At 58.6% G+C, this 14,527-nt stretch carries 15 protein-coding genes; 5 read left to right on the top strand and 10 right to left on the bottom strand.

The features are described from left to right. The first annotated feature begins 116 nt into the window (after positions 1–116). Positions 117–647, top strand: a complete 531-nt coding sequence (locus tag QPJ95_RS22450) for a site-specific integrase (protein WP_286018220.1) — start codon at positions 117–119, stop codon at positions 645–647. 158 nt (positions 648–805) lie between these two features. Here QPJ95_RS22450 and QPJ95_RS22455 read toward each other — a convergent pair whose 3' ends face one another. From QPJ95_RS22455 to QPJ95_RS22475, 5 genes are all read right to left on the bottom strand, one after another. Then, positions 806–1,342: a hypothetical protein gene (locus QPJ95_RS22455; RefSeq protein WP_286018221.1), complete on the bottom strand. Its 537-nt coding sequence runs from the start codon at positions 1,340–1,342 to the stop codon at positions 806–808. A 683-nt stretch (positions 1,343–2,025) separates the two neighbouring features. Continuing rightward, entirely contained in the window at positions 2,026–2,226 is a 201-nt protein-coding gene (gene rpsU / locus QPJ95_RS22460) for a 30S ribosomal protein S21 (protein WP_083101223.1), read from the bottom strand. Between the two features lie 161 nt (positions 2,227–2,387). Then, positions 2,388–3,221 (bottom strand): MBL fold metallo-hydrolase, encoded by an 834-nt coding sequence (locus QPJ95_RS22465; RefSeq protein WP_270920260.1) that lies wholly within the window; start codon positions 3,219–3,221, stop codon positions 2,388–2,390. Between the two features lie 155 nt (positions 3,222–3,376). After that, on the bottom strand, positions 3,377–4,654 hold the full coding sequence (eno, locus tag QPJ95_RS22470; protein WP_270920261.1) for a phosphopyruvate hydratase: 1,278 nt from the start codon (positions 4,652–4,654) through the stop codon (positions 3,377–3,379). A gap of 172 nt (positions 4,655–4,826) precedes the next feature. Then, on the bottom strand, positions 4,827–5,711 hold the full coding sequence (locus QPJ95_RS22475; protein ID WP_270920262.1) for a DMT family transporter: 885 nt from the start codon (positions 5,709–5,711) through the stop codon (positions 4,827–4,829). 201 nt (positions 5,712–5,912) lie between these two features. Between QPJ95_RS22475 and QPJ95_RS22480 the strand changes: the two genes are divergently transcribed. After that, positions 5,913–6,752: an isocitrate lyase/PEP mutase family protein gene (locus QPJ95_RS22480; RefSeq protein WP_270920263.1), complete on the top strand. Its 840-nt coding sequence runs from the start codon at positions 5,913–5,915 to the stop codon at positions 6,750–6,752. 90 nt (positions 6,753–6,842) lie between these two features. On the opposite strand, the gene QPJ95_RS22485 is transcribed toward QPJ95_RS22480, so the two are convergent. Continuing rightward, positions 6,843–7,256, bottom strand: a complete 414-nt coding sequence (locus tag QPJ95_RS22485; protein ID WP_270920264.1) for a Fur family transcriptional regulator — start codon at positions 7,254–7,256, stop codon at positions 6,843–6,845. Between the two features lie 365 nt (positions 7,257–7,621). Between QPJ95_RS22485 and QPJ95_RS22490 the strand changes: the two genes are divergently transcribed. Then, positions 7,622–8,929: a DEAD/DEAH box helicase gene (locus QPJ95_RS22490; protein WP_270920265.1), complete on the top strand. Its 1,308-nt coding sequence runs from the start codon at positions 7,622–7,624 to the stop codon at positions 8,927–8,929. A gap of 71 nt (positions 8,930–9,000) precedes the next feature. Here QPJ95_RS22490 and QPJ95_RS22495 read toward each other — a convergent pair whose 3' ends face one another. Further along, complete coding sequence (locus tag QPJ95_RS22495; protein WP_270920266.1) at positions 9,001–9,699, bottom strand: endonuclease/exonuclease/phosphatase family protein; 699 nt, start codon at positions 9,697–9,699, stop codon at positions 9,001–9,003. A 157-nt stretch (positions 9,700–9,856) separates the two neighbouring features. Next, positions 9,857–11,275, bottom strand: coding sequence for a protein adenylyltransferase SelO (locus tag QPJ95_RS22500; RefSeq protein WP_270920267.1), 1,419 nt, complete (start codon positions 11,273–11,275; stop codon positions 9,857–9,859). Positions 11,276–11,332: 57 nt separating this feature from the next. Here QPJ95_RS22500 and QPJ95_RS22505 point away from each other — a divergent pair, with 57 nt between their 5' ends. Next, positions 11,333–11,752, top strand: coding sequence for a cupin domain-containing protein (locus tag QPJ95_RS22505; protein WP_270920268.1), 420 nt, complete (start codon positions 11,333–11,335; stop codon positions 11,750–11,752). 12 nt (positions 11,753–11,764) lie between these two features. Here QPJ95_RS22505 and QPJ95_RS22510 read toward each other — a convergent pair whose 3' ends face one another. After that, positions 11,765–12,877 carry an anhydro-N-acetylmuramic acid kinase gene (locus tag QPJ95_RS22510; RefSeq protein WP_270920269.1) on the bottom strand — a complete coding sequence of 371 codons (1,113 nt, stop codon included), beginning with the start codon at positions 12,875–12,877 and terminating at the stop codon, positions 11,765–11,767. A 140-nt stretch (positions 12,878–13,017) separates the two neighbouring features. Between QPJ95_RS22510 and tyrS the strand changes: the two genes are divergently transcribed. Further along, positions 13,018–14,280 carry a tyrosine--tRNA ligase gene (gene tyrS / locus QPJ95_RS22515; RefSeq protein WP_270920270.1) on the top strand — a complete coding sequence of 421 codons (1,263 nt, stop codon included), beginning with the start codon at positions 13,018–13,020 and terminating at the stop codon, positions 14,278–14,280. 65 nt (positions 14,281–14,345) lie between these two features. On the opposite strand, the gene QPJ95_RS22520 is transcribed toward tyrS, so the two are convergent. Then, complete coding sequence (locus QPJ95_RS22520) at positions 14,346–14,501, bottom strand: hypothetical protein (RefSeq protein ID WP_270920271.1); 156 nt, start codon at positions 14,499–14,501, stop codon at positions 14,346–14,348. Positions 14,502–14,527: the final 26 nt, after the last annotated feature.

Here is a 14,527-nt window from a genome sequence, read left to right on the forward strand (position 1 = left end):
TTTGCTATAAGTGCAAAGAAACCAAGGGGTATTGGACCCTTTTGGGACACTAAAGCTGATGAAGCCCTCCCCTCACATACCTGCGGCGTTTGGATGCCCTCAAGTACAGAGACTTATTGCTAAAACGGGCCTCCCCCAACAGCGTGACCCGCTACGTCAATGTCATCAGAGCAGTGGTGAACCACACAATCGACGAGCGTGGCCTGTCGGTTAGCAACCCTTTCCACAAATTGCAGATCAAACGCGCCGGGAATACTGCCGGAGACCGCCTAGGGTTGAAGACAGTAAGCAGCGAGCGACGGCTGCCTATATCTGACCGATTGGTCGAAGCGTTACAGGAGCACAGAGAGAACAAGCTGGACGAGGCACCAATTTTTGATCGGTATGGTCGTGACAAAGGAAATACCGCAGCCTCAGCAACGATGATGAAACGCTTCAGGAAAGTCATCTCTGACCCCAAGAAGGCGTTGCACAGCCTACGACACAAGAAGAAGGACGACCTAAGAAACGCCAGTTGTCCTGAAGAAATCAGCAAAGTGATCCTTGGCCACAGCAACAAAGAGGTCGCGGCACGATACGGAGCTGGGTTCAAAATTGACCTGTTGCGCGATTGGATGGGCAAATCCAACCTAGAGAATGGCCTATGACACCCTCCGGGATTTCAGGAGCAGCCCCTCTCAAGTCGGATCCAACGACTGACGATATTCCTGCCCGCCCCTTCAACCCACATCGTTGTTGTGCCTCCACTGCCATGACGGCTCTGGTCCAGCAAGGCCGCAGACCTGCCCCCAAAAGCCGGGCCAGCTCAAGCATCAGTGTTGAACAGACTGAAATACAACGGCAATACGATCCTGAATGGATGTGTCAGGCTCCCCTGACCGGTCTTGAATGCCCCCCATAACATCAAACATTTTCCGTGCGCAGCGTCGGTCTGATCAGTCGATTGCGCAACAAAGAAAGACATCACGCCGTTAATGTTGATATAGGCGGCAGCCCCGGAAACCTCCTCCGCCTTTGCCTGAATGTCTTTCTTTATTGCAATCCAAGATGGGTCGAGAAGGATGCTCCTTTCGTTGGCAAGATATTCAAGAGCTGGCAGGGTGAGCTGACCAAATACGGATGCATCAATATCGTCTGACCCCTGCCCGTATTGGCACCCTCCGTGGTCAAGGGACCAGGCAAGGACACCGTGCGCTCTGGCCGTAGATCCCAATGGGTGAGAGCGGCGATATTGCCAATGGCTTTTCCTAAGACACCAGACAGCTGGCCCTTTGCTCCAGACGCCTGATGTGCGCCCTGCGCCTTTGTCTTCACATAGCCTTCCAAAAGCAGGTTGACGCACTCCTCCTGGCCTCGCAGCACCTGCCCCTCGGTTACCGCTACCAACCTAGGCGGAAAAACATCACTGCTGTTTTGGCCAAAACCGGGCGCCACGCCGAGATGTTTCCCAATATCTGTTTTGCCCGACCCGGTAGGAGCTTCGATAAAGGCAAAGCCGTATTCATAGATGGTGCCGGCGGCCTCATAGAGCCGTTCGGATTGGAACGCTGCAGGTTTTCGCCCTGTGGTTTGCGTGTTCTCAGAGACATCCCAAGGCTTGAAGTCAAGCAATTCGCCCCTTGCGCGCGCAAATCGACTTCATCACCAACGCTTAAACTTCGCTGTCCCAAGAAATACCTTTTGACCTGCTCGGGGAGAGGCCACCGCGAGTTTCGCATCTCGACGCTATTGTCAGCGTTGGAGCCAAAAGGCACTGGCGGCAAGGCAACAACCGATGGCCCTTCGCCCTCACAATCAACCTTGCCCCATATGTCGCGGGTCCCAATCGCCCCAGCCATCAAACGCCGCTGGGCTCTATAGCACGATGGTGTTTTGGCAATCCAGTTTTAGCCCGATACATAATGTGGATCGCAGCTATGGGTCGCCATTCGGGGTTGCCGACTGGCGACCCTGCGCAACAAAAAACCCCGCGGTCAATTGGCCGCGGGGGTTTTCAAACTCGTCAAAGCAACAGCGTGATTTACATCACCCTTCGCGCTCCAGTTTTTTACGCGCCAATTTACGGGCACGACGGATCGCTTCCGCCTTGTTGCGCGCTTTTTTCTCAGACGGTTTCTCGAAATGCTGCTTCAGCTTCATTTCACGGAACACGCCTTCGCGCTGTAGTTTTTTCTTCAAGGCCCGAAGGGCTTGATCGACATTGTTGTCGCGAACGCTAACCTGCATGTGGGTTTCGCCACCTTTTCTAAAATCCAGCTGCAATGATTTGCAATAACCCGCCCCGTATCAAGATGATAGTGTTTTGTCGAGTCCGATGTGACGCGAATTGCACCGGGTGCAGCAATCGAACCACGTCCGGCGCCGATCCGACAGAGCAAAATTGCCGCCTAGTTCAGCGCCCCGCTTTCTACCAGCCAATCCGCCATCCCGCGAATATTGAGATCCCGCCAGTTTTCATAATTCCCCCAATCGGCGTAGGCACTAGTATCAAGCGAGGCGACAATCTCTTCGACACTGCTGCCCTGTTTCAACTCTGCCGTCACCGCATCCCGCAGCCACTCGACATATTGACGGTTCTCGGTGGCGTCGACCTTGCCACCCAGGGCGCCGTGGCCCGGCACCAGCACATCAAATTCAAGCGTTTCAACCACCCGGATCTGATCAATGTAGCCGCCAATATCAGCCCCCGGGAAATTCTTGAATGGCAGCCGCTTGGGCGTCACAACATCAACGATGAATGCGACGTTTTCGGGACGGATGACCAGCGCCAGCATGTCGCTTCCATGACCAGAGCCCAGCGCGGTTATTTCAAAGCTATGATCGCCGGAGGTGAAATTGCTCACCTCAGAGACCTGCGTGTCGGGGGTCACCCCGTCAATCTCCTCTGGCCCATTGGCGCCGGCAAAGACAGTTGCCGTGTCAGCGAATATCGCCCCACCAGAGGCATGATCGCCATGGCTGTGGCTATAGACCAAATGGGTTATCGGCGCATCCGTCAGTTTCGAGATTTCACTCTTCAGCCAGGCTGCGGCCTCGGCGTTGATCGGATCGCTGACAATGACACCCTCATCGGTGATCACAAACACCGAGAAGTGGAAGTTGTTTTGAAATCGCCAGACATCACCTTTGACATTGGTAATCGCACGTTGTGTGTCCTGCGCAAATGCAGGACTGGCAGCAAAAGCGAAAATCGCGGCCGCGGTCAGTGTTTTGACAATCATGGCTTCTTCCCCTTCCGTATGGTTAGGGCAAGTTACCCCATCTCGGTCCGTTTCAGGATCGCAATGTTGTGATCGAAAATCCGGCTATGCTGATCTCGCACAAAAAACGCCCCAGACTTTCATCCGGGGCGTTAAAATTGGTCTGATCTGTTGGCTTAGCCCTTCAGGATCGAACGGCCCGCATATTCCGCGACCTCGCCCAGGGCCTCCTCGATACGGATCAGCTGGTTGTATTTTGCCAGCCGGTCCGACCGCGCCAGCGAGCCGGTTTTGATCTGACCACAGTTGGTCGCCACCGCCAGGTCGGCGATGGTGGCATCCTCGGTCTCGCCCGAGCGGTGCGACATCACATTGGTAAAGCCAGCCCGGTGCGCCATGTCGACCGCCTGCAGCGTTTCGGTCAGGGTGCCAATCTGGTTCACTTTCACCAGCATCGAGTTGGCGGATCCTTTGGCGATGCCATCCGCCAGACGTGTCGGGTTGGTCACAAACAGATCGTCGCCCACCAGCTGCACCTTGTCGCCAATGGCATCGGTCAGCGCCTTCCAGCCGTCCCAGTCATCTTCGGCCATGCCATCTTCGATAGAGATGATCGGGTAATCATTGGCCAGCGCCGCCAGATAGGCAACGTTTTCCTCGGAGGTCAGGGATTTCCCCTCCCCCGAAAGAACGTATTTGCCATCCTTGTAATATTCGGTCGCGGCGCAATCCAGCGCCAGATAGATCTCTTCACCCGGCTTATACCCGGCCTTCTCGATCGAACGCAGGATGAAATCCAGCGCTTCACGGGTCGAGGCGATATTGGGCGCAAAGCCCCCTTCGTCACCAATGCCGGTGGACAGGCCCGCCGCTGTCAGCTCTTTTTTCAGCGTGTGGAACACTTCCGAGCCCATGCGCACAGCTTCGCGGATATTTTCCGCAGCCACCGGCATGATCATGAATTCCTGAATATCGATCGGGTTGTCGGCATGTTCGCCGCCGTTGATGATGTTCATCATCGGCACCGGCAGAACTCGGGCCGAGGTGCCGCCGATATAGCGATACAGCGGCTGCGTTGTGAAATCAGCTGCGGCCTTGGCGACTGCCAGCGAGACACCCAGAATGGCATTGGCCCCCAGACGGCTTTTGTTGTCGGTGCCGTCCAGCTCGATCATCGCCATGTCAATCGACACCTGCTCGGTGGCATCAAAGCCAACCAGCATATCGGCGATCTCGCCATTGACCGCCGCCACCGCTTCCAGCACGCCCTTGCCCAGGTAGCGGCTCATGTCACCATCGCGCTTTTCAACCGCCTCATGCGCCCCGGTCGAGGCCCCCGAAGGCACCGCAGCGCGGCCCATGGTGCCGTCTTCCAGCATCACATCAACCTCAACCGTCGGGTTGCCCCGGCTGTCGAGAATTTCGCGGGCGTGGATGTCGATAATAATGCTCATCGGAATGTCCCTGACTATGGCTATTGCTTGCCAGCGTCATAGGTAGACAGCGGGCAAATGTAAACCTCAGGTGTTATCGCTAACACCCCCTTGCCCGTTCGCAGAGATCCGCAGAGCCCTCAGAAGCCCCACCTCATTGGATTGACCGGCAGGCGCCGTTATGTTTCGGTCCCTAGGCCGCAACCATCCCATTCGAACGTGCCAATCTGCGTTCGCGCAGAAAGGTATACAAGCCAGAGCCAATGATCAGCGAAGCCCCGGCCAGTGTCATCATATCGGGACGTTCATCAAACATCACCATGCCCGCAAGAATCGAAAATAACAGTCGCGAGTATCGAAAGGGCGTCACCGCCGAGGCATCCCCCACCCGCATGGCCACCACAATGCCGTAATAGCCCATAACCCCAAACACCACGCCGCCAAAGATCATCAGCGCCTGTGGGCTGCTCACCGCGCTCACCTCTCCGGGGACCAATACAAGCAGCAGTATTCCAGCCACGATAAGCGCCGCAAAGCCCTGAAAGCTTACAACAGTTGACGACACCGAGGAATCCACAAACCGGGTTAGAAGATCACGAGCAGCAATGGCAAACACCGACAAAAGCACCAGTATAGAAGCCGGCTCAAAGCCGTCAAAACCAGGGCGAATAATCAACAGCACTCCGATAAAGCCAACCGAAATGGCGCTCCAGCGGCGCCAGCCCACCTGTTCCTTCAGGAACACTGCAGCGGCCATGGTGATCACCAGTGGCAAGGCCTGAAACACCGCTGCCACAGTTGATATATCAACCAGCGCCAGCGCTGTTGCAAAACACATCGCACCAACAGCCTCAGCCAGGGTCCGCAGCACCGCCGCAGGTTTCCACGCCGCTCTCGCCAGTAAATTGTGCCCCTTGTACCAGGCCAGGGCCGCAAACACGCTACTGCTGCCAAGTCCCAGAAGAATCAGGATCTGTCCCACCGGCATATCCGCCGACAGATGTTTGATAAACATATCTTCCAGCGTAAAGGCGGCCATGGACGCGACCACCAGCAAGATACCGTTAAGATTGTTCATACGCGCATCTCCATCAGAGGGATCGCCAGCCTGTGCTGGCACAATCCGACCAGAGCAACGACATTTTCAGCAACCACGCTCGCCCATTCGCGACAATCCGACACAACCAACGCAACAAGTCGTGCCGCACTGCATCACAGATATTGATGCACGCCCGATGCTCCCATTAGTGCTAGGATCTATCTATTTAGGAGAAATTCAATGACATCATCCCTTCAAAAATACGAGACATTTCGCGATCTGCATGCCCGCCCCGGCGCATTTGTCATGCCCAACCCATGGACCGCTGGCAGCGCATTGATACTAGGCTCGCTGGGCTTCGAGGCCCTGGCAACAACCAGTGCAGGTCTGGCTTTTTCGATTGGCAAGCAGGATTCCGAAGGCGCCATCAGCCGCGATGAAATTCTGGCCAACGCCTGCGACATTGTCGCCGCCTGCGACCTGCCGGTCTCCGCAGACCTGGAAAATGGTTTTGGCGCTGCCGCCAAAGACTGCCAACAGACCATCCAGCAGGCGATGGATATCGGTCTGGTCGGCGGCTCAATCGAGGACACAACCGGCGACGCTGACCGGCCCATCTACGATTTTGATCTCGCCGTCGAGCGCATCCAGGCTGCGGCCGAAACATGCGCAGGCAAACCCTTCTTGCTAACCGCCCGCGCCGAAAACTTCATCTGTGGACGGCCGGACCTCGCGGACACCATCGCCCGCCTACAGGCCTTCAGCGACGCCGGAGCAGAGGTGTTATACGCCCCCGGCCTGCCGGACCTGGCCTCGATCGCAACCCTGTGCCGCAACCTGGACAAGCCGGTGAATGTGGTCATGGGCCTAGGCGGGCCAAACTGGTCGGTGAGCGACCTTGCAGATACCGGCGTCAAACGCATCAGCGTCGGCGGCTCTTTTGCCCGCGCCGCCCTGGGCGCCCTGGTAAGGGCGGCAAACGAGATCCTCGAACAGGGCACCTTCAGCTATGCGGATCAGGCCCTAAGCCACGCCGAGGCCAGCCGTTTCATGGCTCCGGGGACAGCCGGCAACAACTAACCACCCCCCTGGGGTTTCTTTTTGCCTAAAATACTCACTCCAAGCCCGGCGCAGGCAGGCGCCCCAACGATGAAACGACTCCCGGTTCTTTTACCTCTTGCGGATTGGCACCCCGTAGAGTTCCAGCTTATGGCCCTTCAGCTCATAGCCCAGCTTCTGGGCAATCTTTTCCTGCAACGCCTCGATGTCAGGATCCACAAATTCGATCACCTCACCGGAATTCATATCAATCAAATGGTCATGGTGCTCGCGCTCGGCATCCTCATAGCGGGCGCGGCCATCGCCGAACTCCAACCGCTCCAGTATACCAGCTTCCTCAAACAGCTTGACGGTCCGATAGACCGTCGCAATCGAGATACCGGCGTCCAGCGCACTGGCACGGGTATACAAGGCCTCCACATCCGGGTGGTCTACACTGTCCTGCAGGACGCGGGCAATGATCCGGCGTTGACCGGTCATACGCAGGCCCTTGGCCTCGCAGCGGGAAATGATTGTATCAGTCATCGGCATCCTCTGTGCGCTCACATTGCGCTTGGTTGCCCTGTGTAACGAAAGAACAAGCGCCCGAAAACCGGATATAATCACAGAATGCCGGTTGACAAATACCTTATCCACAGCCATTTGGCCCAACAGGTATCCCTCTCTGCCGCGTGAGCAGAGGCGTTCGGGCAATTTTGCCCCCTCCGAGACTCCGGTCTCCAGCGCCTACAGTGATATACCTGCGTTCCCAAAATCACGCGTGGGGCACGAGCAGACGACCGGCTCGCTGGCATACGGCCAGCTGCGCCCGAGGTCCCTGCCCCCAACTCGTCGCACAGGTTGCGACAAAACCGGCCGTTGCATCTGCAAAGGCTGCGAAAGGATATGACTTGAGCGAATTTTCTACAATGGGGCTTCCCGAGAAGCTTCTGGCCCGGATCGAAGCCATGGGCTTCAAAGACCCAACCCCGATTCAGTCGCACGCAATTCCGCATGCGTTGCAGGGCCGCGACGTGCTGGGCCTGGCCCAGACCGGCACCGGCAAAACCGCAGCCTTCGGGGTGCCGCTGATTGCTCAGATGATGCAGTATGAGCGTAAACCCGCTCCCAAGACCGTACGCGGTCTGGTTCTGGCGCCAACCCGTGAGTTGGCCAATCAGATCAGCCAGCAGATCAAAGGCCTGATGGATGGCTCATCGATGAGCGTCGGCCTGGTGGTTGGCGGCGTATCGATCAACCCGCAGATCCAGCGCATTGCCCGTGGCACCGACATTCTGGTCGCCACCCCCGGTCGTTTGCTGGACATTCTGGACCGCCGCGCCCTTAACCTTGGCTCCTGTGATTTCCTGGTGCTGGACGAAGCCGACCAGATGCTGGACATGGGCTTTATCCACGCCCTGCGCAAAATCGCCGCGCTGCTGCCCACCGAGCGCCAGACCATGCTGTTCTCGGCCACCATGCCAAAACAGATGAACGAGATCGCCGCTAGCTACCTCAAAAGCCCGATCCGGGTCGAAGTCTCGCCTCCGGGCAAGGCTGCCGACAAGGTCACCCAAGAGGTGCATTTCATCGCCAAGGCGGAAAAGACTTCGCTGCTGAAAGAGCTGCTGTCCAAGCACACAGACGAGCGTTCGCTGGTCTTTGGCCGCACCAAGCATGGCTCGGAAAAGCTGATGAAGACGCTGGAAAAGGCTGGTTTCTCGACAGCCTCGATCCACGGCAACAAAAGCCAGGGCCAGCGCGACCGGGCAATTGCGGCGTTTAAATCCGGTCAGATCAAAGTGCTGGTGGCCACCGATGTGGCGGCCCGCGGGCTGGATATTCCGGACGTCAAACACGTCTATAACTATGATCTGCCCAATGTGCCCGACGCCTATGTGCACCGCATCGGCCGCACCGCGCGGGCTGGCAAGGACGGCGCAGCGATTGCCTTCTGTTCTCCCGATGAAATGGGCGAATTGAAGGACATCCAAAAGGTTCTGGGCACCACCATTCCGGTGGCCTCGGGCACCCCTTGGGAAGTTCAGCCCGGCGCCAAGAAACCCAGTGGCGGTGGTGGCAACCGGCGTCGCGGCGGCGGCGGTGGCGGCGGTGGCCAGCGCAGATCTGCCGGCGGCGGTGACGGTGCCAAGCCCGGCGGTCAGAGTCGGCGGCGGCGCAGCGGTGGCGGCGGTGGCGGCAACCGGACCGCAGCTTAACTGCAGTGTGACCTCTGGTTAACCCAAAAACAATTCAAACCCCGCTCCGGTGCTCACCGGGGCGGGGTTTTTCATGCGCGACGCAGGTCAGCCCAGACCGGCAGATGATCCGAGGCAATATGGGCCGGGCGTTCGCTGTAAACCCCATGCGCCGCCACCTGTAGATCCGGGCCAATGGCGATCCGGTCCAAGGCGCCAATGGGGCGCAGCGCCGGGAAACTCGGCTTGGGTACCAAAAAGGTCATTTCCGGCGCCAGATGATCCAGAACCGGGGCCCGCGACCACTCGTTAAAGTCACCGCCCCAGACCAAGGGTGTGTCATCAAAACTGGCGCTCTCGCGGGCCAGATGCAGCACCTGCTCGTGGCGCACTCTACCGGTCAGCCCAAGATGCGCACCGATCACCCGCAGCGGGCCGATGGCGGTGTCGAACCGCGCCCAGACTGCACCACGCGGTCCCAGCCCCGGCAGCTTGATGTGGCCATGATCGCGCATGGTCACCGAATCTGAGCGCCACAAAATCGCGTTGCCATGCCAGCCCAGAGAGCCCGCGCCGCCCAGGTTGGCAATCTGCCAGCCGGCCTCGTCCAGCACAAAATGCGGCAAGGCAGCGGGTCGCGGAGGCAGCCGCTTGTCGGCCTCTTGCAGCAGCACGATCTGAGCGCCGGTGCCGTCGATCACCTGCAATGTGCGCCGCGGCCTGCGGCGCAGGTCCAGACCAACACATTTCTGAATATTGTAACTGGCCAGGCGCAGGGTTGGGACAGACATCTAAATTCCTTTGGTTGCCTGAGTATTGGCTATTCTGCCGATCCGGTACAGGGCGGTTTGCTTTCAATCGAAACTACGCTCAAAAGGGGGGCTGTCTGCCCCCTCTTGGCCTCTGGCCAATTCACCCCCGAGGATATTTAGAGCCAGATGAATGGGATCAGGTGCCACAGAAGGTCGCCGGGACCACCTGATCCGGGGTTGGCGGTAGGCGCAGGTCAGCCTGGTCAGGCTGCTGTGCAAAGGGCTGTGCCAGCACCTGATTTAAACGGTGAAACAGCGCGTAATCCCCCGCCACCGCGGCAGCTATCATCTGTTCGATCTGGTGATTTCGCGGGATATAGGCGGGGTTAGATCTGAGCATCAGCGCCTGTGAATCAGGTTCATCCGCCAACCGCGCCTGCCAGCGGGCCTGCCAGCGCGCAAAGCCAGCGCGATCCGCAAAATGATCGCCACCACCGCCGGTCGCCAAAGAACGGAATGTATTGGTGAAATCGCTTTGATTCTGGGCCATCAGGCTGAGCAGCTCAGAGATCAGCTGCAGATCCTCCGCATGGGCGCTCGAGAGGCCCAGCTTGGCGCGAAAATTTTGTTCCCAGTGCTGCTGCGTCAGCGCCGGCATGGCATGCACGATCTCGGTTGCCTGCTCCACCGCCTGCTGCGGATCGTCAAGCTGCTGGATCAGCGCTGTGGCCAGTTGCGCCAGGTTCCATACGGCAATTTCGGGCTGGTTATCATAGGCATAGCGGCCATTGCGGTCGATGGAGCTGAACACTGTTTGCGGGTGGTAGCGATCCATGAAGGCGCAGGGGCCATAGTCGATGGTTTCGCCGGCGATCGACGAGTTGTCCGTATTCATCACCCCGTGGATAAACCCCACCGCCATCCAGTCTGCGATCAGCTTGCTCTGCGCATCGCGCACCGCGCGCAACAGATCCATCGGCCCCACTGCCTGCGGATAGTGACGTTGAATTGCGTAATCTGTCAGCTGTTTCAAACTGTGGATGTCGCCGCGACGGGCAAACACTTCAAAGCTGCCCACCCGCAGATGGCTGGAGGCCACACGGGTCAGCACCGCCCCCGGCAGGCCCCGCTCGCGCTGGACGATGTCTCCGGTTGCAACCGCCGCCAATGCCCGCGTGGTGGGGATACCAAGGGCATGCATGGCCTCGGAGACCACATATTCCCGCAGCACCGGCCCCAGCCAGGCGCGTCCATCGCCGCGGCGGGAATAGGGCGTGCGCCCGGAGCCCTTCAGCTGGATGTCGCGCCGCTGTCCGTCAATGCCGACCGTTTCCCCCAGCAGTACCGCACGGCCATCGCCAAGCTGCGGGTTGTAGCTGCCAAACTGGTGCCCCGCGTAAAGCTGCGCCAGCGGCTCGGCCCCCTTGGGCAGCTGATTGCCGCCAAACACCTGTGCCATCTCGTCATTTTCACCTGGAGAGATCCCCAGCATTTGAGCCAGGTCCTGGTTAAAGGCAATCAGGGTCGGGGATTTCACCGGCTCAGGCGCTTGTTTGCTGTAGAACACCGGCGCCAGGCGGGCGTATGAATTGTCAAAGGGGATGTGCAGTTTCATGCCCACAACATATGCTTTGGATATAGAACTTCCAGCCATAAAGGAGCGCGCAATTCTATGACGGCACAGGAGATTATCGCCAGGCTTGACCTGCAACCTCACCCCGAGGGTGGCTGGTACCGGCAGACCTGGCAGGCGGAAAATGAGGGCCGCGCCACTGGCACCTGCATTTATTTTCTGTTGGCCGCCAATGAGCGCAGCCATTGGCACCGGGTCGATGCCACCGAAATCTGGCTGTTTCATTGCGGCGCGCCGCTGGTGCTGTCGCTGGCGCCGACAGATCGTGGTCCGGCGCAGGACCATCTGCTGAGCCCGGACTTGCGTGAAGGTGAGCCCCAGATCATTGTCCCCGAAGGCCACTGGCAAGCCGCCCGTAGTACCGGAGACTATACCTTGGTCAGCTGTACGGTGTCGCCGGGGTTTCAGTTTGACGGCTTTGAGCTGGCTGCGCCCGGCTTTGATATTGCGCCCAGCTAAGCGTTACCCGAGCTAGCGATGCCCCGGCACACTCACCACACCACCGCCGACACAGGCGCTGACCCCGGTGGTGCCGGGGGCCGAGGTGACCATGCCGCGGGCAACCCGCACTGCCAGATAACCAAAGGCCTGCGCCTCGAGCATGTCACCGTCCAGACCGACCTCTTCAATGGGTTGCACCGGGCAATCCAGCGACACTGAAAGCATCTGCATCAGCACCGGGTTATGACGGCCGCCGCCGGTGGCCAACACCACCCTCGGCTGCTCCGGGCAATGCTGCATTCCCTGCGCCACTCCGGCGGCGCACATCGCGGTTAGTGTCGCTGCGGCATCTGCGTCGCTCAGCTCTCCAACCAGCGAGATCATTTCCGAAAAATCGTTACGATCCAGCGATTTAGGCGGAAGTTTTGAGAAAAAAGGTTCAGCCAGGAACAATTCGAGGGCGCCGGTTTCAACAGTGCCGCCTTGCGCAATCTTGCCGCCTGCGTCCATCTCCAGCCCCAGCCGGGCCTGCATCAGATCATTCACTGGCGCATTGGCCGGGCCGGTGTCAAAGGCCAGCAATGCGCCCGGTTGCTCAGCCGTGTCCAGACGCGGATCAACATAGGTGAGATTGCCAACACCGCCGAGGTTAAGGAAACAAACTGGCTGGCGCAGGTTCAGATATTTGGCACAGGCAAAGTGAAAGAACGGCGCCAGTGGCGCCCCCTCGCCGCCCATTGCCACATCGTCTGAGCGAAAATCCCAGACCACCGGTTTGCCAAGTTTCTCGGCCAGCGCGGCGCCGTCGCCCACCTGAAAAGTGCCCTGCTGACGCGGCGCATGGGCCAGCGTCTGGCCGTGAAAACCGGCTATATCATAGTCTGAAAAACCGGCCATCAGCTCGCCATGGGCCGCATCGACCACCCGCGCCGCCGCCGTGGCCGCCGCGCCGCCCCAACATCCCAACCCGGCGCGCAGGATCTCTCTCTCAGCCTTTGAGTAGCCCCGGTAAGCTGAGTCCCCGAAGCCATAGATCTGGCTGCCGTCCGTCTCAACTATGGCAGCATCAACGCCGTCCAGCGAGGTGCCGCTCATTGCGCCCAGTGCTTTCACCACACCTGTTTTGGAAATGGCATTGCTCATTCTCAGCCCCTTTTGCTGCTGCCGGATCTACTCTGCCCGTTAACCATCCTTATAGGATAGTGTTTTTCTCTCGAAAACCTGTTCCCACTGCCGCAATTGCGTTTTATACAGGCCGACGCAATCCATAGCCGAGGCACATCATGACCTACCATCCCAAATCGGAATTCATGCGCGTAATGATAGAGCGCGGGTATCTGGCCGATTGCACCGATTATCAGGGGCTGGACGAAGCCCTGATGACCCCGGGCCAGCCTGCCTATATCGGTTTTGATGCCACCGCCAAATCGCTGCATGTTGGATCGCTGATCCAGATCATGATGCTGCGCTGGTTGCAGAAAACCGGCCACAAACCAATCACCCTGATGGGCGGCGGCACCACCAAGGTGGGCGATCCGTCGTTTCGTGCGGATGAGCGGCCGCTGCTGACCGATGCGCAGATTGACGATAATATCGCCGGCATCAAGCGGGTGTTCTCGGCCTATGTTGACTATAGCGACGACAAAAACGGCGCGGTGATGATCAACAATGCCGAATGGCTGGACGGGTTGAACTACCTGGAATTTCTGCGCGACATTGGCCGTCACTTCTCGGTTAACCGGATGCTGGCGTTTGAATCGGTGAAGTCACGACTGGACCGCGAGCAATCGCTCAGCTTTCTCGAATTCAACTACATGATCTTGCAAGCCTATGATTTCATGGAGCTGCACAGCCGCTATGGCTGTATCCTGCAGATGGGCGGATCGGACCAGTGGGGCAATATCGTCAATGGTATCGACCTGACCCGCCGCACCATTGAGGGGGAGGTGTTTGGCCTGACCTCGCCGCTGCTGACCACCTCGGATGGCAAGAAGATGGGCAAATCTCTGTCTGGCGCGATCTGGTTGAACCCCGACATGCTGTCACCTTATGAATTCTGGCAGTTCTGGCGCAACACCACCGATGCCGATGTTGGCCGCTTCCTGAAGCTCTATACAGAGCTGCCGATCGAAGACTGTGATCGTCTGGGGGCGCTGCAAGGCTCTGATATCAACGCGGCCAAGATCCGCCTGGCAAACGAAGTGACGACGCTGCTGCACGGTGCTGACGCCGCCGCAAAGGCCGAGGCCACCGCGCGTGAAGTCTTTGAAAAAGGCGGCATTGGCGGTGATCTTCCAACTGTGACGCTGTCGGCTGCGGATCTGGGCGATGGTATCTCTATCGTGCAGTTGATCGTAAAATCCGGGCTGGCGAAAACCGGCAAAGAGGCCAAGCGTCTTATTGCTGAGAGCGGTGCCAAGCTGGATGATGCGCCGCTGACCGACGCCGGGCTGATGATTACCGCTGATGCGCTGACCTCGCCGATCAAGCTGAGCGCCGGTAAAAAGCGCCACGCGTTGGTACAGCTCGACGGCCAAAATACCTGAATGGACATCACTGGTCCGCAGTCTCTTCGGGCCAGTGATGTTTATGGCCGCCAGGCCCCCGTGGATCAGCCCAGCAGCCAGGCTATGCCATTCAGTAAGATGAACACGGGCACCGACAGCGCCGTCGCCAACAAAAATGCGGCGGCTCTGGTCATCCGAGGAGCGGGCGCCGAGAGACCCATGATTTTATATTGATTTTTCATGGTCTCATTAACCAGCATTTAGGTTTCAACAGCGTTAATGGGCT

Origin of the sequence: Parasedimentitalea psychrophila, from assembly GCF_030285785.1 — a bacterium.
GTDB classification, from domain to species: Bacteria; Pseudomonadota; Alphaproteobacteria; order Rhodobacterales; family Rhodobacteraceae; genus Parasedimentitalea; species Parasedimentitalea psychrophila.

What these genes read in the sequence shown, in the direction of transcription:
- QPJ95_RS22485 (WP_270920264.1), bottom strand. Translation starts at nt 7,256, where the DNA reads ATGACTGATACAATCATTTCCCGCTGCGAGGCCAAGGGCCTGCGTATG.
- QPJ95_RS22505 (WP_270920268.1), top strand. Translation starts at nt 11,333, where the DNA reads ATGACGGCACAGGAGATTATCGCCAGGCTTGACCTGCAACCTCACCCC.
- eno (WP_270920261.1), bottom strand. Translation starts at nt 4,654, where the DNA reads ATGAGCATTATTATCGACATCCACGCCCGCGAAATTCTCGACAGCCGG.
- QPJ95_RS22480 (WP_270920263.1), top strand. Translation starts at nt 5,913, where the DNA reads ATGACATCATCCCTTCAAAAATACGAGACATTTCGCGATCTGCATGCC.
- QPJ95_RS22495 (WP_270920266.1), bottom strand. Translation starts at nt 9,699, where the DNA reads ATGTCTGTCCCAACCCTGCGCCTGGCCAGTTACAATATTCAGAAATGT.
- tyrS (WP_270920270.1), top strand. Translation starts at nt 13,018, where the DNA reads ATGACCTACCATCCCAAATCGGAATTCATGCGCGTAATGATAGAGCGC.
- rpsU (WP_083101223.1), bottom strand. Translation starts at nt 2,226, where the DNA reads ATGCAGGTTAGCGTTCGCGACAACAATGTCGATCAAGCCCTTCGGGCC.
- QPJ95_RS22465 (WP_270920260.1), bottom strand. Translation starts at nt 3,221, where the DNA reads ATGATTGTCAAAACACTGACCGCGGCCGCGATTTTCGCTTTTGCTGCC.
- QPJ95_RS22500 (WP_270920267.1), bottom strand. Translation starts at nt 11,275, where the DNA reads ATGAAACTGCACATCCCCTTTGACAATTCATACGCCCGCCTGGCGCCG.
- QPJ95_RS22510 (WP_270920269.1), bottom strand. Translation starts at nt 12,877, where the DNA reads ATGAGCAATGCCATTTCCAAAACAGGTGTGGTGAAAGCACTGGGCGCA.
- QPJ95_RS22475 (WP_270920262.1), bottom strand. Translation starts at nt 5,711, where the DNA reads ATGAACAATCTTAACGGTATCTTGCTGGTGGTCGCGTCCATGGCCGCC.
- QPJ95_RS22520 (WP_270920271.1), bottom strand. Translation starts at nt 14,501, where the DNA reads ATGCTGGTTAATGAGACCATGAAAAATCAATATAAAATCATGGGTCTC.